The organism is Streptomyces phaeofaciens (genome assembly GCF_014648915.1).
GTDB lineage: Bacteria > Actinomycetota > Actinomycetes > Streptomycetales > Streptomycetaceae > Streptomyces > Streptomyces phaeofaciens.
The window spans coordinates 25351-44601 of sequence record NZ_BMSA01000030.1 but is presented as its reverse complement, the minus strand read 5'-3'; the positions used below and the strand labels follow the sequence as shown (position 1 = coordinate 44601).

The following is a 19251-nucleotide window of genomic DNA, read 5'->3' as shown; positions in this document are numbered from 1 at the left end:
GCCGGATCTGTGAGGTAGGAGGGCACTATGGCGAAGAAGACGGCAGAGGAGTTCCGGGACGGTTCTCCCGAGGAGCTGGCAGGGAAGTCCCCGGAGGACCTGGTCGACCTCTACCTGCGCCGCAGCAAGAAGAGGGAGACGATCGAGACCCTCAAGCAGCACGCGCGCGACCTGCGTCATGAGATGCACCGGCAGGGACTCACCGTCCGCAAGGTCTGGCTGGAACAGCGGAGCGCCTCCAAGCAGCACGTGCGGCGAGAGAAGCTCGAAGGCGCGATGGCCGCCGTCATCGACGGCGAGATCAAGACGCTCGCCGTCTGGAAGACGGACCGCTTCGACCGGCGGGGCATGGCTGCCATAGGAACGGCCCTGGACGAGTTCGACCGCCGGCAGGCTCGGCTCTTCGTGCTCCAGGAACGCCTGGACTCCAGCCAGCCGGGCACCCGCATCGTTTTCGCGATCCTGGCCGAACGCGCTCGCGAGGAGATCAAGGACCTCACGCTCCGGGTGACGACCGGAAAGAACGCGGCACGCACCGCCGGCCGGTGGCCAGGTGGTCGCACCCCGTACGGCGTCCGGTCTCCCAGGGGGTCGGGACACATCGAACCGGACCCTGCCGAGTACCCGCACGCCCGTCGCATCGCGGACGAGCTGCTCGCCGGGAAGTCCGCGATGCGCGTGGCCCACGACCTGGAACGGGACGGCATCCGGACGCGCGACGGCGCCCGCTGGGACGCCCGCGCGATCACGCGCATGGTGCGCTCCACGGCATGGGCCGGCCTGCTGCCGACCAAGGAGAGGCGGTTCGACGAGCACGGCCAGCCCCTCGACGTCTGGGTGCCCTCGGACGAGCCCGTCCGGGATGCCGAAGGTAACCCGGTGGTGATCGGGACCGGTGTCGTCAGCCCGGGGGAGCGACTCCGGATCCTCGCGCTGATCGAGGCAAGGATCACGAAGATGGGCGGGGGATCACGTGGGAAACGCCCGCACACCACCTTCCTCGGCGGCATCTTCTCCTGCCCGTACTGCCAGAAGGGCATGACCGGCAGTGGCAGCGGCAGTGCCCGCAGCCTCATGTACCGGTGCCGCACTCGATCGGTGTACGGCAAGGACGCCTGCCCTGGCGTGGTGGTCCGGGCGCCGCGCATGGACGCGGCGGTCGAGGCGATGTGGCTTAGCCACGTCTCGGCTCTCGAACACGGATCCCCGGGCCTCGACGCCATCGTCCGACGTTGGGCGGTCTTCCACGACGTGGAGAAGGAACAGCGCCGCAAGGAGGTCATGGCCGGCCTCGACGCGGCGAGGACACGCCGCGACAAGCTGGAACACGACTTCTACGTGGAAGGCACGCTGTCCGAAGACCGGTTCAAGACGTTGGCAGCCGAGCAGGCGGCGGTGATCGAGTCCCTCGACCTCGAAGCGGCCGAGCTCGCACGGGAAGCCGACCTCTCGGTCTTCTTCGCGGACGGCGAGGCGCTGGCGGACGCATGGGCGGAGTCGACGCTGGCAGACCGGCGGATGCTCCTGGGCTGCGTCCTGAAGTCGTTGACGATCGTTCCCGCACGGTTCCCTGGGGACCGCACCCCGATTCTCGGCCGGGTCGTTCCCCAGTGGGTCGCCTGACATATTTCGCGATGCTGTGATCCCGGAACAGGGAGAACCCTGTTCCGGAGGAATCTGCGAGAGGTGGTGCATCTGTCAGACGAGGGAGAGCGTCCAGCTTCTGATGCTCCTCGGCAGGATGACCGCTGCGCACAGTACGGGCGAGCCCGCTGTCGTGGAGAGCCGCCCAGAGGGCTGATTCTTCTGCAGCAGCGCCGAGCAACGATCAACGCGCACTTACAGTAGGAGCATCCGCCGTGCTCGCTGGCCCGTTGCGTTGCATGCGGTTGGAGGGGGAAGAGCGAGGATGCCGAAGCGCACCCGACGTGCAACTGTGCTTGCTGCTGAACAGCGTGCGGTCGACCGCGCGTATTCCTGCCTGGAGCGGGCCCGGCAGGAGGCGTCGGAGCTGAGCGGCCTCGACGTCGCGGCCAGCGGCAAGGACTCCATCGATGCCCGGCGGACCTGGGAGCGGGAGCTGGCGTCGCTCGACATCGGAGGCAAGTCCCTCGTCTTCATGAGGGCCGACGTCGACGAGGGTGAGGGCCGCGAGACGTTCTACGTTGGTCGGCGCGTGGTGCGCGACGAGCAGCGGAATCCCGTCGTGGTCTCCTGGAGTTCGCAGGCCGCGGTGAACTGGCGGCTGACCAGCGAGCGGGATCCGGGGCAGGTGCGGCTGTTGCGCCAGATCATCTGTGATCGGCAGGTGGTCAAGCGTTATCTCGATCTCCACGGGGTGGAAGCGGAACCACCGGCGGTACCGGAGATACCGGCGGCACCGGTCGCCGTCGACGCGCCGGATACAGGGACCGAGGAATCGGCGTGGCGTGATCCGCTCCTCGACGAGATAGACCGTGCGCGTGATGGCTCGATGCACGACATCGTCGAGACCATCCAGCGGGAACAGCTTCGGCTCGTGGCGGAGGAGCCTGCGGGCGTGCTCGTGATCCAGGGCGGTCCGGGCACGGGCAAGACGGCGGTCGGCCTGCACCGCGTGACCTGGCTGCTGGACAACAAGCACCGGAGCGCCAAGGAAATCCTCGTCATCGGCCCTAATCGGGGATTCCTCGACTACGTGGGCGTCACCCTGTCCGAACTCGGCAGCGACGACGTGTCGATGCTCGAACTTCCCGCGCTCTGGTCGGCGGCAGCGTCGCCCCGAGATCCCCGTCCGATCGCCGCGGTGAAGGCCGATCCGAGGATGGCCGCGGTGCTGCGCAGGGCCGTCGACTGCGAGACGACGAGCTCGGTGGAACGGCTGGCCGCGCTCGTGGGCGGGCCGGTCTTCACCTTCGAGCTGAACCGGCGCGAAGTCGTTGTCCCTGTGGATGAGATAGCGGAGATCGCTGCTGCGGCGCTGGCCGGCGACAGTCCGTACCAGGTGCGTCGGGAGCGCTGCACACAGCGGATCACGCAGCACCTGACCGATGTCTACGTCGGGCTGCTGCCAGGCCCTGCCGACATCGACTACCTGGCCGTGACGGCCAGGGCCCGCCCCGTCGTACGCCTCCTCAAGCGGATCTGCCCCAGCCTTGCGGCCCAGGACATTCTGCGGGGCCTGTTCTCCGGCGGGGCCAGCCTCAGCCGGGCCGCCGAGGGCATTCTGTCGGCCGCCGAACAGGATCTGCTCACCGCACCCCGCCTAGGAGCCGGTCCGGGGAGCCGTACGGCGCGCTCGTGGACGGAACTGAGCCGCGAAGACATGGTCCTTCTCGATGAGCTGGAATACGTACTGGGCGGACGCCCCCAGAAGGTGTACGGGCACCTGGTCATCGACGAAGCACAGGACGTCACACCGATGGAGGCCAGGGCCTTGGCACGGCGCTGCCCCAGCGGTTCGATGACGGTGCTCGGCGACCTCGCGCAGTCGACCGGGCCCTACCTCCACCAGGACTGGGACGGGCTCGGGACGGTGCTCGCCGGCCAGGGAGGATGGCGGGTCACCCAACTGCTCACGGGGTTCCGTGTACCAGGAGAGGTCATGGACTTCGTGGCCCGGCTGGGCGAGCACTGCGCACCCGGCGTGACAGTGCCCGACTCAGTGCGCGACACGGGCGCGGGCGTCACCGTGATCCAGGGGGCGGAGGTAGGCACTCTGGCCGCTGAGGCCGTGGCACGGCTACGGGCGAGCGCACCTGCCGGAGCGGATGAACGCTCGATCGGCGTGATCGTGCCGCCGGGCGGCGAGTGGGCCAGCGATATCGCGCGCGCGCTCGGTTCGGAGAGTCTCGGGAACCTTGCCGTCCTCACCCCGACTGAGGTGAAGGGTCTCGAGTTCGACCACGTCGTCGTGGTGGAGCCTGCCGAGATCGTCACAGACGAGGCTGTAGGCCCGAGGCATTTGTATGTCGCGCTGACGCGATGTACCCAGTCGCTGACCGTCGTCCACGCCCTGCCCCTGCCCCCGCAGATCGGAGGCCCGGACCGCGTTCCCGCCCTCACTGCCACATCCGCTCCTTCGCCGTCCCCTCATGAGGCGGAAGGCTCGGTCGCGGATCCTGCAGCGAGCCTGTGCAGCAGGTACTTCGCTGACGGGACTCCGTGCACCCATTCCACTCACCACCCAGACAAGTGGTGCAGGACGGCCCCCTGCGGGGGCTTCCGCACGGCTGAACCGGTGGTCGTGGCCCAGCCCCGGCGGCTTGCTCCAATCGTCGGTGCGCAGGACCAGGGCCGTCTCAACCTCGATGCGCGGCAGCGTGCCGCCGTGCGGGTCAGCTCGGGGGCGTGCGGGGCCTTCGTCGTACGGCACCGGGGCGGCCTACGCGAAGCGGCGGTGGAATTGCACACCATGCTGGCCGCGTTCGTCGAGCGGGCCCGGCACCTGCGCGCCGCAGACGGCACCTGGGTGCTAGACCTCGAGGGATTCCGCATCGTGCTCAGTCCCGAGGCCGACACGATCACGGGCTACGACGCGGTGCACGCGGAGCGGAGCTTCGCGCAGTTCGAGGAGGGCGTCGTTTCCCGGGTGGGCAAGGATGCCCGGGCCGCGCGGAGATCGGCGCTGACCGCGCCGGTGAGGGAGAGTGGACCACTGCTCGGTGCCGAGGAACCGGTCCGCCTGCTCGACGCAGAAGCGGTGCACGCCACCGCCTCCGCCTGCGCCGGATACGAGCGGGTGGGGCAGATTCGCGGTATGGCCGATGAAACCTTCGTACGCGCGATGCGTGGAGCGCTCGCCGATGATCTGCGGACTGCGGATATCGAGTTGTTCGAGACCCGTGTCATCGTCAAGGGCAGCCACTTCCAGTGGCGGCTCTCGCCCGACGGCCGCTCCCTGCTGACCGTGCGCGAACCTGGTACGGACTACCGCAAACCGCCGGCCGTCACCGACTCCCTTCCCGAGCCCCGAAGGACGACCATGTCCCCCACCGACCCGGCACCCCTGCTCGTCGAAGAGGAGCAGGCGAAGGAAGACCAGCCGGCCGCAGCGAGCAGCAACCTGGAACACCTGGTGGTCGCCCGCACGGTGGCGGCGCGGTCGGACCGGTCCCACGAAGCGCTCCGGCACCGCCTGCTCGCCGACCTCTACGACAGTGCGTCGGAGGTCGGGGAGAGCGCTTTCGTGGACGCCTGGTGCACGCGGGCTGACGGGACCGTGCTTTTCGACGTACTGGGCAGCGAGGACAGCACGTACCCGTCCATCCGGGAGTCAGTGCTTCACCTCATGGAGGTGTCCCACCTGCGTACGGAAGGCCAGGCGGAGTTCCTCGTCGTCGTGTTGGGCGGCGAACCGGCGGAGCCATGGGTGGTTGACGCGGTCGATGGCGCTTTCAGCGCGCTCCTCACCTGGCGAGCCGACGGGACCTGGGCTGGGCCAGGCGCGCGGCACATCGCCCCCTAGTGAGGGTGCCTGCCGCCATCTGAGAAGACCTGTCAAAATACGATGCAGGTTGCGAACGCGGGAGACGAGCGGAGCGCATGGGGAACGAGGACGCTTCGGCCGATCGGATCGGTGGATTCGGAGCGGGGGCACCGCCGTTTACGGAGTCGATGACACGCGCTGAGATGGTCGAGGCGTGGCGGGCGCGGCGGTCCGCCCGACGCTCCGCCGCGGTCACCAGTTCCGGGGGCGTGGTCGACGGATTCGCGTTGCGCAAATGGCGCAGGGCTGGGGTCTTCGGTGCGGAGGCGGTGGCGCGTGTCGAGGATGTGCTGCGCGGGCTGCTGGAGTCCACGAACGCCGAGGACGAAACCCTGAGGTGGGGCGCCGACACCGTTCGTTCCTGTCTGGGCGGACAGCCGACGCCCCAACTTGTCCACGCCGTTAAGGCCCTGCTCGAAGCCGTTGAACCGGGCCGGGCCGTCGAGCAGACCGCCGCCGTGCTCTCCACCGTCTACGAAGTCGGCCTGCCCTGGCTGTCCCCCGTTGGTGAGCGCCGACTCGCGGTGATCATGGGAGCGGTCCCGGCGGCTGACCTTGGCACGGACAACATCCTTGCCGAGGCGGATCCCACCGGGGCTTTCGCGCTTCAGCAGGCTGTTGCCCGGAGGAACCTGAAAGAGCTGTCCACGCACCATCTGGGGGCCATCGTCCCCTGGGCGCCCCTCGGCATCATCGACGACCTGATCGAGGCAGGCGTATTGGACCGCGGCCATCAGCCGTGGGCCCTGCGGGCGGACGCAGGTGAACAGCGTTACCTACTTGCCAGGCTCGCACCGGAGAAGACGGATGCCGCCCTTGCCCGCTCGCTCGGCTGGGACGAGCCCGGCGAGCGGGAGGCGTTCCTGGCGGGCGACCCGGTCCAGCCGGCACCGGGCAGCCTCTACGACCTGCTCCTGCGTGTCGCGGATGGTGAGACGGACGTCCTCAAGGAACTCGAGAGGCTGCTGCCTCGCGAGCTGGTGCTTCGCCTGCGCAAGGTGCGTGATGGCGCTGTCACGGGCTCCTGGGACCCGAGCATCCCCGCCGACCGCGGGCTGTGGCGGCTGATGTGCTCCCTGTGGGAGCCGAGGGCCGCGGTAAATCCGGCGCGCGGGCCGTTCTACGCCCTCGTGGCGCTGCGGCACGCCTACGACCTGATCTGCCAGGGCGAGAGGAAGAAAGCCCAGGCACAGGTGGACAAGCTCGTCGATCACGAAGGCGCGTCAGCCGAGCACGCGGCCGAGGCGTGGAACATGTTCGCCTACCTTGCTCTGCTCAATGACGATCTCGACCTCGCCTACGTCTCGCTGGCGCGTGTCGCCCGAACCGACCGGCGGGTCGAGGAGAACCTGGCTCTGCTGGACCGTCGGCGGGGAACCAGGCGCAACGATCGGGACCAGCCGGCCAATCCGTATCTGGAGCTGGGGCTGCCGCACAAGAGTGAGCAGTGGAAGCACCAGTGGCGCGAGCGCAGACGGGCCGACCGGGACGACCTCGACCTGGCGGCGCAGGCCAACTGGGCGAAGCGCCGGATTGAGCAGGCCGAACGGACCGAGGACTGGTCCGACTTCTTCGTGCTGCCGCTGGACCCTGCGTCCCTGCGACTGCCCACGGTGCGACCGAGGTCCCTGACGCCGGGACCCGTCGCGATGCCGCGCCGGACCACGCACCGGGCCGACGCTGACCTCGCGGCGATACGCAACCGGGCGATCGCCGATCTTCTCCCCACCTTGCTGACTGCGCCCCGGCGCCCCGATCACGACCACAGGACGACTTCATGAGCAGCGAGTCCACACGCCGCAAGAGCAGCCCGAACGCGGTCGGACAGGCCAAGAAGCCCACGGGGCGGACCCGCCGCAAGGAGAACCAGGAGTTCGCGGCGGACATGAAACTGCGCACCCTCAGGCCCGAGGAACTCCTTCATCCGGCGCAGCTCCTCGCCCGATTCACCGAGCGAGCTTCGGAGCTGATCGCGCAGCTTCCGCAGGACGCCCGTCCGACCCCCGCCACAGTCAACGCGGCGCTGCGTCAGGGGGTGCTGGAGGCATTCAGGACGCGGGACGAGCACATCGCGCGGCTGGTTGAGACCGACGTCCTCGCGAGCACGCCCGAACAGGGAGCGAAGGCCATCCGCCGGGCGGTGCGCGCCTCCCTCATCGACATGGGGGTCCGTGTGGTCGAGGAGGCCGACGAGCAGGAGCTCTTCGTCGTCGTCGAGGGCGAAGGTGAGGGATTCGAGCTGCTCCGGCCGGCCTACGTGGACCAGGCGACGGACAAGCTGCTGCTTGCCGGCCAACTCCGCCGCATCCCAGCCCCGAGGATCCTGGCGGAGCGTGACGGGACCAGTGCGGCGGACGTGCGGGGAGACGATGCCAAGTGACCTCGACAGGAATTGACTTCGGTACGACCAATTCCGTCGTGGCCCAGTGGCAGGGCGACGACGCCGAGGTACTGCCACTCGACGCCCACCATATCGATGCAGACTGGCGGCGGCCCGGGTTTGAGCAGCTCTTCCCCTCGGTCGTGGGTGTCAGCTCGCTTCGGCGCGGCCCCTTGTTCGGCTGGGAGGCCAAGCTCCGCTCCGAGGAGGCGGCCGAAGCCTGCAAGCGTCTCCTCAAGAGCGACGAGTACGTGACCATCCAGAGCAGACGCTTCGCGGCGACCACCGTCGCGGCGGGTGTATTCACCGCCATGCGCGACGGCGCCCAGCACAACCTCACCGACATCGATCGCGCCGTCATTACTGTGCCCGCCAACGCGACGGGCGCCGCCCGGTATCGGACCAGGGCAGCGGCGCGGTTCGCCGGCATCGAGGTCCAGGCTCTGCTCAACGAGCCGACAGCGGCTGCCATCTCGTATGTCCACGACTTCCGCGAGGACTCCCAGATCCTGGTCTTCGACTGGGGCGGCGGCACCATCGATGTGACCGTGCTCGACTACTCGGACGGGTTCTTCGAGGAGCGCGCGTCACGCGGAGTGACAGAGCTCGGCGGCCTGGAGATCGACCGGCGGCTGCGTGAGCTCGTGCTTGAGCGAGCGCCTGCGCGCAGGGCCTGGACTCCGGCACAGGAGCGCCAGTTCCGGCTGGACGTGGAGCGGAACAAGATCCTGCTTTCCTCCCAGCCGTCCGTCATGGTGGTCACCCCCGACGGTGTCGGTGTCGAGATCCACCAGGGCGAACTGGAGGAGGCGATCGGCGACCTCGTCGACCGCGCCCTCGGGCCTGTGGAGCAGTGCCTGAAGGACCTGCACATGGCCCCGCTCGACGTGGACGAGATCCTCATGATCGGCGGTACGAGCCAGATCCCCAGCGTGCGGGCCGCGGTCGCCGAGGCACTCCAGACGGAGCCCGTGCCTACCGAACTGTGCGATCCGATGACAGCGGTAGCGCGCGGCGCGTCGATCGCGGCGGCTGTGCTCGCCGGTGAGACCGAAGGAGTCATCCAGGTCGCCACCAGCCATGCCCTCGGCACGATGGTCAAGGACTCCTCGGGACGCAAGCGGTTCAGCCAGATCATCCCCAGGAACTCGCCGCTGCCCTGGAAGGAGCGCAAGAGCTACACGCCGCAGAAGGACCACGCGCGGAAGCTGTCCGTGGAGATTTGGGAGGGCGACCCGGACAAGGAGCTCGCCCACCGCGACAATGTGCAGCTCACCGAACTTACCCTCACGTACCCCACGCCGCGGGTCCGCGACGAGTCCCGCTTCGACCTGGAGTACACGTACGACTCCAACGGCCTGCTCCACGTCAAGGCCACCCTGGAGCACACGGGCGAGGTCGTGGTCGACCAAGAGGTCGAGAGCTTCGGTTCGGGTGGCCCCACGCCCGAGGTTCGAGAAGAGCTGGACCGCCTGCTGAAGGGCAACTCGAATCCGGACCCCCTCGGGACGGCAGCCTCGGCCGCAGGCACCCGCCCCGTTCCCGCGCCTCCGAAGGCGCGGTCGGTGCCGCTCGACGGTGGCCCGCACACCATAGTCGTCGACGGCTCCAACCTCGCCTGGATCGGTCATTCACCGGTTCGCCCGGGGGTCTACGAAGACGACGATCACCCGAGTTTCTCTCAGCTTCAGGCCGCGCGGGCGGCGCTGGCCAAGAAGTACCCGCAGGCCGACATTCATGTCGTGGTCGACGCCAGTTTCCGGCACAAGGTCGCAAACGCGGAACGTGAGGCCGTGGAGGCCGCCCTCAGCAAGGGAGACATTATCCAGCCGCCAGCCGGCACCGAGGGCAAGGGCGACGCGCTCGTGGCAGTCATCGCGGATGAATCCGGCGCGACGGTCGTGACGAACGACAACTTTGCGGAATTGCAAGGCCGTTATCCCTGGCTCCGGGAGAAGGGCCGGGTTCTGGGTGCCACCTGCTCCAAAGGGGGCTGGTTCTTCACCGAACGTACCTGTGTGGCGCCGCGGGGGCGGGGGTAAGGGCCGCCACCGGGCGCTATTGATCAGAAGCGTTTCGGGTTCTGGGCCCTTCGTGGGGTGTGAGCGATCTGGTGGGGGACGCGCGGCATCTGTCGCCGTCGGCGCAGGAGGCCCTGCGACTGCGGGCGATCGCGGCGGCGTATCTGGCGGCCCTGGTGGGGAACTCGGCGTCGGGGGATGTGGCCGCCCCGGTCGGCGATGACAGCGACGTGGATCGTGTCCGCGTGGAAGTCCACTCCGCCGAACACCGCGTCCGGTTCAGTGAGCGGGCGTGATTGCCACGGTCATCCTGTCAGCTGCCTTCCGGGCCGGAGGTGACGTCGGCCGGGTGGGTTGGGACGGGGCATCGAGGGGGCCTCCGGCCAAGCTCCCATCAGGTCATGTTCTACCTGGCCGGAGCCATGGAGAACGGATTTCGGCGACCGGACAGAACAGTCGCAGGACAGCCCAGCAGGACGTCAGCCAGACCCTCAGCCACGGCCACCGGAACCCGCTACGAGTAGAAATGTCAGACCCGGCTCGTAGGCTTCCGATGGGGTAGGGCGGGAAGCAGGGAGGGGTTCATGGCGAAGCAGCTGACGAACGCGCAGCGACTCGATCTGATCAGTAAGTGGAAGGTTCCACCGGGGCGCTCAGAGCAGGATCGGCTGGAGCGTGCGGAACGCATGGTGAAGGAAGCGGTCCGTCAGCACGTGCCGTTCCAGGGCCTCGACATCACGGTGGCGGCCAAGGGGTCCTACCCCAACAAGACCAACGTCCGCGGCGACAGTGACGTGGACATCATGGTGAAGCTCAACGACCCTGTCCACGTTGACGGGATGGCGGCATGGTGGTTCGGCCAGCCCCCCGGCTACACGGGTCCATGGACCAAGGAGAAGCTTCGCCAGGAAGTCCACGTCGCGCTCACCGATCACTTCGGCTCGGTGGACGCGGACCACAACCTCGCTTTCTACATCCCCGAGGTCTCCGGCAGCCGTCCAAGCATCGACGTGGTGCCCTGCTTCAAATGGGTAGTGCGCGACCAGACGGCTCCGAAGGGCCAGTACGAGGGGAGCGTCGTCTATGGCCGTGACGGCAAGAAGGTCATCAACTGGCCCGAGCTCCAGCTTGCCAACGGCCGTGAGAAGAACGCCAACACCAAGCGTCGGTACAAGGTCGTGGTACGCGTGCTCAAGAACGTGGAGAACGACCTGGCGGAGGAGGGCGTGATCAAGGCGCTGCCGTCGTACTTCTCCGAGTGCCTTGTCTACAACGTGCCAGACCGGATCTTGCTCGCCGGCGACTTCGACGACGCGGTCCGCGCGAGCCTCCTGGAGATCCACCGGCAGCTCACGAGCACCTGGTTTGGCGCCCAGCGCATGGTGGAGCCGAACAAGATGAAGAAGGTCTTCGGCACAGGCCAGAAATGGGACGAGAAGGACGCTCAGAACCTGATCGTGTCCGCCTGGCGATACCTCAACTACGAGAGCTGATGATGAACGTGGCCAGCACCATCCGAACTGGCGCCACCATCGCCGCCACCCTCTACACGGTCGCCCTGCTCGTCCTCGGCTTGTACCCCTCCGAGTTCCGGTACCTCTTCGCCTACATTCCAGCCCTCGTTGGGTACGGCGTGCTCGTCTTCGACAAGTGGGCTTGGCGCTGGCCTGGTATCCATCGTTTCACCGGCAAACCCTGGGTCACCGGCACATGGCGCGTAACCCTCCGCCCGAGCCCCGACAGCCACATACCCGAAGGGGGAAACCGGGGTCCGATCACCACCTACATGACGATCGAGCAGACCTTCTGGAGCCTGCACGCCACCCTCCGGACGAGGGAGAGCACCTCGCGGTCGAGTAACGCGACCATCGTCGCCCCTGAGAACTCCGGGACCGCCGAGATCGGCTTCCTGTACGACAACACCCCCCGCGTGGAGCATCAGCATCGCAGTCCCCGCCATGAGGGGGCCTGCCGCATAACGATGACGGGTCTCAAGCCCACGGCCGCCACCGGGCACTACTACACCAGCCGGTTCACCGCTGGCGACATGGACTTCACCTTGCTCAACCGTTCCACCGAGTACGGCACGTTTGCCGAGGCCAAGGCCGCCGACCTTGATGGGGCCGCCGATTGATTAACCACCGCTGGCGCCAGCTACTTCACCCTTGCTACTCAGCATGATCGAGCCGGTCGTCCTCCCTCCCGGCGATGAGCCCGAGGAAGCGGTCGCCGTGCTCATCACCCACCCCGACGCCTGGGAGTGGTCCCGAGCCGGAGCCCGCGACCAGCCGCCGCAGGAAGACTGTCGGCCCCGACACCTGACCACCCTGGCCATCACTCTCTGTCCGCCCGCGCCCATCCCGGGGGCGGGCGGACATCTGTATCCAGCGGAGGACCCATGGACCCGATCCTCCTGGCCTGGCTGCGCGCGCAGTCTGGCAGCACCGTGGTCGAGTCTTCGACGGCCTGGACTGCGGCTGGATCTTCCACCAGGACCCGACAAGGCCACCCGCTCCCTGCGCACCGTCGAGGAGAGCACCGGGTGTGTTCGACGCCCACCACCGATCAACCTGCCGAAGTACACTGCTCCTGCGCGGCCTTGCCGAATCTTGCCCATCCGCGCCGCAGCCCTCGTTGGGCATGCGACTGTCAGAATCTGCGCAGGAGAGCAGCAGGGGGCAAGAGCGCGGGAGGTCGGCTCTACGAGCCGCGCCTCGGGGTGCAAGCTCTGCGAACGCAGGGCCGATTGGCGCTAGTTACCGCCGGCACCCGACAGCTCACCTCGCAGGCACATCAGGGAAATGCCGCCAGTGCGGCAGGTTGATCGCTTTCATGGGCGGTCTGGCTCCTGATGTCATAGTGCGACGGACCAGACTGTCTTCCTTGATGCTGGGAAGGACATGCTGTGGTGAGCCCAAGGGAACTGAAGATTCTCTACCTTCTGCTGGCCGTGTCGATCTCTTTCTGTGTCGCTCTCACCGCTGCGTATGTGAAGCAGAGCGAGGGTGCATCCACGGCCGAGCGTCTTCGGGGCGCTGGATTCGGCTTTGCCGGGTCGATGGCGGTGTGCCTGCCGGTTCTGATGTTTCTACTGTCCTAGCCAGCCAGTCGGCCCTTCGTCAGAGAATTCCCTTCCACGACCACGGCCGCGGACCGGATCGACCGCGCAGGCAGTCGATCCGGTGCTGCGCCTGCTCCCTCCACTCCACGTGGCTGGCCGCGTGCTGGGCCGCGTATGTCACCATGCGCAGCTCTCGGGCGCGCGCGAGGAGGGGGTACCCCTCCCACTCCGTCACGTCGTACCCGTAGACCGCACAGAACCGGTCGTACTCGGGCCTGCTGACCGCGCCCGTGGTCATCGCTCGCACCGCAGTGGACACCAAGTCCCACTCCGGAGGTCCCACGGAGAAACGCTCCAAGTCCATCATCAGGACGCCGTCGATCGTGCGGACGATGTTGCCGGGCCAGGCGTCGCCGTGCACAGCCCGATCGGGCAGACCCGCCGGCCGCTCGGCCCATGCCGCTGCGAGGTCACGGTGCAGGCCGTGCAGCCATTCTCTGTCCTCGCTGCTGATCGTGGTGGCCGCTTGCAGTCGTTCGTTGACCCGGACGAAGGGATCGAGGTACCCCAGGTCGATGTCCGGTGCGGGCAAGGAGTGGAGCTGGGACAGGAGGCGAGCGACGTCTTCGACGGATCCGTGCTCCTGTGGCGGGAGCTCCACCCAGAAGGTCACGGGTCTGCCGTCTGCGGTGATGGGCTGCTCCACGTCGAACAGGCGAACGGCGGCGACGGCCTCCTGGGCGAGCCAGCGCGCGACGCGTACCTCACGAGCCGTCGCAGCGCCTTGGCCCTCGCGCGCGATTCGTACGATCACTCGCTGACCGGGGAGCCGCCATATCTGGTTCTCGGCCAGACGAAGCGGCTCCGCCTCCCCAGCGTCCAGCCCGGCCGCAGCACACGCCTGCTCCAGGACCTGGCGCGCGGGTGCTGCCGAAGTGGTCATGCGGAAACCGTAGCGGCGATGCGCTCTCGCAGCCCCGTTGCCTCTGGAACCCTCCGATGCTTCGAAGCGAAGTTGCCGAGCTGCCGCAGATCATCGGCGGCCCGCCGGGAAGTGAGTCGGCAGACCTCGTCCAGGGCGTGATGACCGAGTGCCGCCGCCTGGCGCGGGTCACCCTTGGCCATGATCAGAGAGGCCAGCTTGGTCCGTGAGATCGCCCGCGACCGCTTGTAGGCGTCCGCGTGCCCCTTCACGGCCGTGTCGAAGCGGCGCGCTGCCCGACCGGGGTCCTGCCCGGCGAGCACGGCGAGATCAAACAGGGCGTGGGCTGTGTCCCCGTTGTGCTGCGCCTCGTCGTAGTAGGCCATCCACGGCGCGTCTTCGGCAGGACACGCACGGGCGAACGCCTCATCCGCAGCGCCGACAGCCGCCATCGTGTCGCGCACGTTGCCCATCTTCCCGAAGGCTCGGGCCCGTGCGGTGTGGAGCATCGCTTGCTCCGTCGCGGTCAGGCGGTCGGAGCGGACGAGCCCCTTCTCGGCGTAGGTCAGGCCGTCATCGGGTGCTCCGATCCAGACGGCCTGCCGTGCGAGGAATGAGTACGTCTTGGCCCGCAGATGCCAGTGCCCGGCCTCCTCAGCGCAGTCTGCTGCGAACCGGAACGTCCGGGTGGCTTCATCGTGGTGATAGGCGTCGAAGGCGGAGGCGCCCACCACGATCCCGAGTCGAGATACGGCGGCGAACAACTCGGTGCGTAGGTGCTCGGGGCACTGGGCTTGCAGCAGGCCGGCCGACCACTGCATCGCACGACTGGCCACGTCACGGACCATGCCGCCGCCGCCCAGCTCGTTGTCCATGCCGCTGATGGCGGTGGCAGCAGCCAGGACCTGATCGATGTGACTCGGCTTGACGGTTGCTGGAAGGGACTCGGAGGAGGCGAAGAGGTTGGTGAGGTCGAGGGGGGCTATGGCGGCGAGGCCGCTCAGGTGGAGGAACGAGCGTCGAATCACGGGCTCATGGCTCCCAGGGCGCGGAGTGGGTTCGTCTCTGCCCAGGATGCGGCCTGCCGACGCCTGGGCGGGGCTCGCCTTCCCGCGCGTGGGAGGCTTATCGGCATCAGGCCGCTTTTTCTCGGCATCACGGTTGCCGAAGACCATCGGCCACGCGCGATCGAACAGCCCACCGGTGCGCAGGATGTCGTCGAGCCGTTGAGCGACATCACGGCGGCAGCTGGGGTACTTGCCCTTCTCGATCGACAAGATCATGTCGTCGCTGACCTGCACTAACCGGCCCAACTCCTTGGCGGACAGGCCCTGCTCAAGGCGGAGTCTGCGCAGCTCGTTTCCGAACCATTCCTGGGGGGACGCCCCCGGGTCGAGCTGCTTCATTGGCTGCGGCATGGTCTGTCCCCGAAGTCGTTGATGCCGAACTCTGCGGCTCTCGGCATCAGGCTCTGCACGCGCTCGGCGCGCTCTGCCTAAATGGTTGCTGATCGGTTCCAGCCCAGTACACACCGCAATCCACCCCCGCTGAAGGGGTTCTGGCAGAACGGAGGAAGCAACGATGGAACTGCTCGTCAACACCACCGAGCGGGATGCTTCTGTTCGAGCCATGTCCAGAAGCGTGGACGCCCAACTCGACATGATCTTCGACGTCCGCGCGGAGGATCTGGGAACCGTGCGGGACATCGTTGCAGCCCACCTTCGCTGGTGGCGCATCGACGCCAGCACCGCGCACCGCTTGCTGACCGTGGTCAACGAACTCCTCACCAACGTCTTGCAGCACACGCTCGCGGGCGCGGACGGACACCGGATGGCCAGCCTCCTCCTCCAGAAGGTGCCGGATGGTGTCACCGCCGTCGTCCGTGACCAGGACCCCAGCCTGCCCATGTACGCGACGCCGGACCTCATGGCCGAAGACGGGCGCGGGTTGCTGCTGCTGAGGGCCTTGGCGGACGACACGTCTGTCTCTGTGACCCCCGCGGGCAAGGACGTGTGGGTCTTCATAGGGCTCCCGGAAGCGATCGAGCACCCCTAGTCCCCGGCCAGCACCTGGTCCCTTTCAGGAGTCCCGATGCCCCTCAGCGTTCTGGTTCCGGACAACGACGTGGTCCCTCCGCCCGCCGGCGAGCCTAAGGCACCGCAGTGGGTGCCCCCACTCGACGCAGACGGCCTGCGGTTGGTCCTGGAACGCATCAAGGACTGGGAGCCGTTCGACGTGGAGGAGGTCTTCGACGATCTCGACACCGCCATCGGCAACCATCCGCCAGCCGTCGCGGCGACCGACACCCTGATCGACCGCCTTCGCGGGCACGTGAAGCAACTCAGTGACATCGCCGTGGCCGACGACAAGTACCCGCCCACCACGGAGATGGTTCAGCTCGTCGAGCGAGGGCGCCCCCTGCACGAAGAGCGCACGCCGCCCAACTACCAGCAGGCCGTCGGCCTCGCTCGCCGCCTGGCCTTCGTCACCTCAGACCTGGTCGAAGCACTGATCGAAGCCCGGTACATCAAGGAGGCGGAGTGATGCACAACCCCAACTCCGCCAGACACCCGGTTGTGACAGCCACGGCGATAGGCGACCCACAAGACGCCTACGACTACGACTACTACGTCCGGAGGCTCGAGGACACCTGGCTCGTGGAGAAGAGCATCGCGGTACGCATCATGCGCATGCCGTTCCTCGCGGTACCCGTCGGAGGAGCACGGCGAGGCGGGTACTACCCCGTGCCGTGCATCTGCTTCGGGCTCGCGGTCCGTGACCTCCTCCGAGAGCACGCCGGCTTCCCGGACCTACGGCTGCACTGGTCGCAGGATCCGGAAACCAGCGACGTCGTCGAGTGGGGAGAGAAACCCCCGAGGCTCTGGGGCAATGACGACGACACCACCCTTGGCCGCTTCTACGGCTACAGCGAAACGGCCATCGCCGCCTTCACACGGCGGCGGCACCCCACGACTCCCTCTTCGGCCATGCCCGAACCGTGTTCCCCCACGGCACCGTAGCTCGCCGAAGAGGGCCCAACTTCCCACCCGAGAGGACGAGCACCATGCGTGCGCACAACCCGCCGTGCCCCACGGCTCAGGACCCCGACAGGGAGGCCGCATACTCCCTTGCGCACCGGCCTGAGCAGGGTTGGAGCCTGTTGTGCAAGGGAGTGCTTCTCTTCGAGGGCACCGGGGAACTCCTCCCCGACGGCCGTATCGTCGCCCCGCGCCGGCCCCTCACCGGGGCGAGGGCAGCTGCGTGAAGCGGACCAGCGCAGCACCGAAGCTCGTCCCGTACATCACCCAGCGAGAAGGCGAGTACGGCTGGCTGGCGTCGGAACTCACGCTCAGCATGGACGTCTTCGGCTCCGTGCGCATCGCCTACCAGGATGAGACCCCGGCGGATCGCGGGCCGGGCCGAGAGCTCTGGGCGCGGTGCTCCCAGTCGCTCAACGCCGCCGGGAAGCCGACGGGCAAACCGCAATGGCGACTGGTCAACCCGGCTCGGCAGCGGGAGGCGATGGAGCGGCTCCGGTGTCAGGTCGGTCTCTGCCCGGCCGAGACCGACCAGGGCTACCTCTTCCTCGCCGGAGTCACGGAAGACGAGTCCCACCGTGCCGGGGGACCCGTGAGGACGGCCCAGCCGCCGGTGTGCCTGAAGCACTTGCGGCCGGCCCTTGAGCTGTGTCCGCACCTACGAAAGGGGTACCTCGTCTTCCGCGCGCGGACGACGTCGGTCTGGGGTGTCATCGGCTCCCGGTACCGCCTCACGGCCAGCGGTTTGGCGCCACTTCCCGTCGAGGAAGACGACGCTCCTGTGCCCTACGGGCACCCCCAGCTGGGCTGGTTCCTGGCAAGCCAGCTCGTACGCGAACTGCGGGACTACGAGGTCGTTAATCCGAATGATCTCGTGACCGCCGCCTAGACAGCCGCCCGGCCCTCCTGCGCGATCAGAACAGGAGCGCCGGGCGGCCTCCCCCGGCGCCGAGCCATCGCGCGCCATCCAGCCCGGGAATCACCAACCCCTGGTGGTCTGGCCAGAACGGAGAGCCCTCGCCGATAGCCTCCCCGCCCACCGGCACGCGATGCCGGTCTCCCCTCCCCGAACATGAACAACCGAAGGAAGCCCATGACGAACACGACCGTCGAGCCCGACGAGGCGACCCGCCTGCGGAACAAAGTGGTGGACGAGCTGTGCGCGGATGGCAACATCTCCTCCCCTGAGATCGAGGCGGTGATGCGCAAGGTGCCCCGGCACGCGTTCACCCCCGACACCCCGCTGGAGAAGGCGTACGACACCTACGCCGCCGTGATTACCAAGACGGACGAGCACGGCGTGCAGCTCAGCTCCGTCTCCGCGCCGCAGATCCAGGCGATGATGCTGGAACAGGCCCAGGTGAAGCCGGGCATGCGGGTCCTGGAGATCGGCTCGGGCGGCCTGAACGCGGCCTACCTCGCCGAACTGGTCGGTGAGAACGGCGAAGTCGTCACCGTGGACATCGACCCCGTCGTGACCGACCGCGCGCGCCGGCTCCTGGACGAGCACGGCTATGGCCGGGTCCACATCATCACCGCCGATGCCGCTGAGCCCATCCCGGACCTCGGCGAGATCGACGTCGTGATGGTGACCGCCGGCGCCTGGGACATCTCCCCGGCCTGGACCGCCCAGCTCAAGCAGGGCGGCCGGCTCGTCGTCCCGCTGCGGATGCGCGGTCTGACCCGGTCGATCGCCTTCACCCAGATCATGGGCGAGCATGGGCGCTACCTGGAGAGCGAGTCGGCCCGGATCTGCGGCTTCGTCCCGATGCAGGGCTCGACCGCTCACCGCGAAGAGCTCCTGCTCGTCAACGGCACCCCGGAGATCGGGCTGAAGTTCGACGACGGCCTTCCGGCCGACCCGCACCGGCTCGACAACGCCGTCACCTTCCCGCGCCACGAGATGTGGACCGGCGTGACCGTCCGGATCCAGGAACTCATCGACACCCTTCAGATGGCGATGGCGATCAGCCTGCCGGGCTTCTGCACGATGGCCGTCGACGAGAACTCCGAGACGAGCCTGGTCGCCCCGGTGAACAAGCGGTTCGCCCTCGCGGCCGTCGACAACGACACCTTCGCCTACCTCGTCACCCGCCGCACCGAGGACAACCGGCACCTGGAGTACGGCGTGCACGCTCTCGGCCCGCACGCGGAGCAGCTCGCCGACAAGGTCGCCGACGTGCTCCGCGACTGGGAGGCCAACCGCCGCGGTGGCCCCAGTCCGGTCATCCGGGTCTATCCGGCCGGCACCCCCGATGACCAGATCCCGGCCGACCGGGTCATCGACAAGGTGCACAGCCGGGTCTCGCTCTCCTGGCCCTCGGCGTAACGCCGGGATCCAGGTAGTCCCGCACCATCCCGA

General features: G+C 68.0%; 16 protein-coding genes. 14 read left to right on the top strand and 2 right to left on the bottom strand.

What is annotated here, in order from left to right; genetic code table 11:
* Window positions 1–27 precede the first annotated feature (27 nt).
* The 8 genes from IE275_RS36790 (at window position 28) to IE275_RS36755 (ending at window position 12002) form a co-directional block, all read left to right on the top strand.
* On the top strand, window positions 28–1623 hold the full coding sequence (locus IE275_RS36790; protein WP_189717005.1) for a recombinase family protein: 1596 nt from the start codon (window positions 28–30) through the stop codon (window positions 1621–1623).
* A gap of 286 nt (window positions 1624–1909) precedes the next feature.
* Window positions 1910–5446: a HelD family protein gene (locus IE275_RS36785; protein WP_189717004.1), complete on the top strand. Its 3537-nt coding sequence runs from the start codon at window positions 1910–1912 to the stop codon at window positions 5444–5446.
* Between the two features lie 77 nt (window positions 5447–5523).
* Window positions 5524–7248 (top strand): hypothetical protein, encoded by a 1725-nt coding sequence (locus tag IE275_RS36780; RefSeq protein ID WP_189717003.1) that lies wholly within the window; start codon window positions 5524–5526, stop codon window positions 7246–7248.
* Entirely contained in the window at window positions 7245–7847 is a 603-nt protein-coding gene (locus tag IE275_RS36775; protein WP_189717002.1) for a hypothetical protein, read from the top strand. Before IE275_RS36780 ends, IE275_RS36775 begins: the two co-directional genes overlap by 4 nt.
* On the top strand, window positions 7844–9889 hold the full coding sequence (locus IE275_RS36770; protein ID WP_189717001.1) for an Hsp70 family protein: 2046 nt from the start codon (window positions 7844–7846) through the stop codon (window positions 9887–9889). Before IE275_RS36775 ends, IE275_RS36770 begins: the two co-directional genes overlap by 4 nt.
* 59 nt (window positions 9890–9948) lie before the next feature.
* On the top strand, window positions 9949–10164 hold the full coding sequence (locus tag IE275_RS46280; protein WP_229870991.1) for a hypothetical protein: 216 nt from the start codon (window positions 9949–9951) through the stop codon (window positions 10162–10164).
* A gap of 288 nt (window positions 10165–10452) precedes the next feature.
* Window positions 10453–11361 (top strand): nucleotidyltransferase domain-containing protein, encoded by a 909-nt coding sequence (locus tag IE275_RS36760; protein WP_189717000.1) that lies wholly within the window; start codon window positions 10453–10455, stop codon window positions 11359–11361.
* A gap of 8 nt (window positions 11362–11369) precedes the next feature.
* Window positions 11370–12002 carry a Cap15 family cyclic dinucleotide receptor domain-containing protein gene (locus tag IE275_RS36755; protein ID WP_189716999.1) on the top strand — a complete coding sequence of 211 codons (633 nt, stop codon included), beginning with the start codon at window positions 11370–11372 and terminating at the stop codon, window positions 12000–12002.
* A gap of 985 nt (window positions 12003–12987) precedes the next feature.
* On the opposite strand, the gene IE275_RS36750 is transcribed toward IE275_RS36755, so the two are convergent.
* Window positions 12988–13872, bottom strand: coding sequence for a phosphotransferase enzyme family protein (locus tag IE275_RS36750; RefSeq protein ID WP_189716998.1), 885 nt, complete (start codon window positions 13870–13872; stop codon window positions 12988–12990).
* Window positions 13869–15257, bottom strand: a complete 1389-nt coding sequence (locus IE275_RS36745) for a helix-turn-helix transcriptional regulator (RefSeq protein ID WP_229870989.1) — start codon at window positions 15255–15257, stop codon at window positions 13869–13871. Before IE275_RS36745 ends, IE275_RS36750 begins: the two co-directional genes overlap by 4 nt.
* Before the next feature lie 175 nt (window positions 15258–15432).
* Between IE275_RS36745 and IE275_RS36740 the strand changes: the two genes are divergently transcribed.
* From IE275_RS36740 to fxlM, 6 genes are all read left to right on the top strand, one after another.
* Entirely contained in the window at window positions 15433–15906 is a 474-nt protein-coding gene (locus tag IE275_RS36740; RefSeq protein WP_229870988.1) for an ATP-binding protein, read from the top strand.
* A gap of 36 nt (window positions 15907–15942) precedes the next feature.
* The gene (locus IE275_RS36735) at window positions 15943–16395 is read left to right on the top strand and encodes a DUF6415 family natural product biosynthesis protein (protein ID WP_189716996.1); all 453 of its coding nucleotides are present in this window, start codon (window positions 15943–15945) and stop codon (window positions 16393–16395) included.
* Window positions 16395–16871 (top strand): DUF6302 family protein, encoded by a 477-nt coding sequence (locus tag IE275_RS36730; RefSeq protein ID WP_229870986.1) that lies wholly within the window; start codon window positions 16395–16397, stop codon window positions 16869–16871. Before IE275_RS36735 ends, IE275_RS36730 begins: the two co-directional genes overlap by 1 nt.
* Before the next feature lie 44 nt (window positions 16872–16915).
* Window positions 16916–17116, top strand: a complete 201-nt coding sequence (locus tag IE275_RS46275; RefSeq protein WP_229870985.1) for a DUF5999 family protein — start codon at window positions 16916–16918, stop codon at window positions 17114–17116.
* A complete protein-coding gene (locus IE275_RS36725; RefSeq protein WP_189716995.1) occupies window positions 17113–17778 on the top strand; it encodes a hypothetical protein in 666 nt (221 codons plus the stop codon). Before IE275_RS46275 ends, IE275_RS36725 begins: the two co-directional genes overlap by 4 nt.
* Window positions 17779–17982: 204 nt before the next feature.
* Window positions 17983–19218: a methyltransferase, FxLD system gene (gene fxlM, locus IE275_RS36720; protein WP_189716994.1), complete on the top strand. Its 1236-nt coding sequence runs from the start codon at window positions 17983–17985 to the stop codon at window positions 19216–19218.
* The last annotated feature ends 33 nt before the right edge of the window (window positions 19219–19251 follow it).

Bases quoted from the DNA above. Each gene is read 5' to 3' on its own strand.
- IE275_RS36790 (WP_189717005.1), top strand. From the start codon at position 28: ATGGCGAAGAAGACGGCAGAGGAGTTCCGGGACGGTTCTCCCGAGGAG.
- IE275_RS36785 (WP_189717004.1), top strand. From the start codon at position 1,910: ATGCCGAAGCGCACCCGACGTGCAACTGTGCTTGCTGCTGAACAGCGT.
- IE275_RS36780 (WP_189717003.1), top strand. From the start codon at position 5,524: ATGGGGAACGAGGACGCTTCGGCCGATCGGATCGGTGGATTCGGAGCG.
- IE275_RS36775 (WP_189717002.1), top strand. From the start codon at position 7,245: ATGAGCAGCGAGTCCACACGCCGCAAGAGCAGCCCGAACGCGGTCGGA.
- IE275_RS36760 (WP_189717000.1), top strand. From the start codon at position 10,453: ATGGCGAAGCAGCTGACGAACGCGCAGCGACTCGATCTGATCAGTAAG.
- IE275_RS36750 (WP_189716998.1), bottom strand. From the start codon at position 13,872: ATGACCACTTCGGCAGCACCCGCGCGCCAGGTCCTGGAGCAGGCGTGT.
- IE275_RS36745 (WP_229870989.1), bottom strand. From the start codon at position 15,257: ATGAAGCAGCTCGACCCGGGGGCGTCCCCCCAGGAATGGTTCGGAAAC.
- IE275_RS36740 (WP_229870988.1), top strand. From the start codon at position 15,433: ATGGAACTGCTCGTCAACACCACCGAGCGGGATGCTTCTGTTCGAGCC.
- IE275_RS36735 (WP_189716996.1), top strand. From the start codon at position 15,943: ATGCCCCTCAGCGTTCTGGTTCCGGACAACGACGTGGTCCCTCCGCCC.
- IE275_RS36730 (WP_229870986.1), top strand. From the start codon at position 16,395: ATGCACAACCCCAACTCCGCCAGACACCCGGTTGTGACAGCCACGGCG.
- IE275_RS46275 (WP_229870985.1), top strand. From the start codon at position 16,916: ATGCGTGCGCACAACCCGCCGTGCCCCACGGCTCAGGACCCCGACAGG.
- fxlM (WP_189716994.1), top strand. From the start codon at position 17,983: ATGACGAACACGACCGTCGAGCCCGACGAGGCGACCCGCCTGCGGAAC.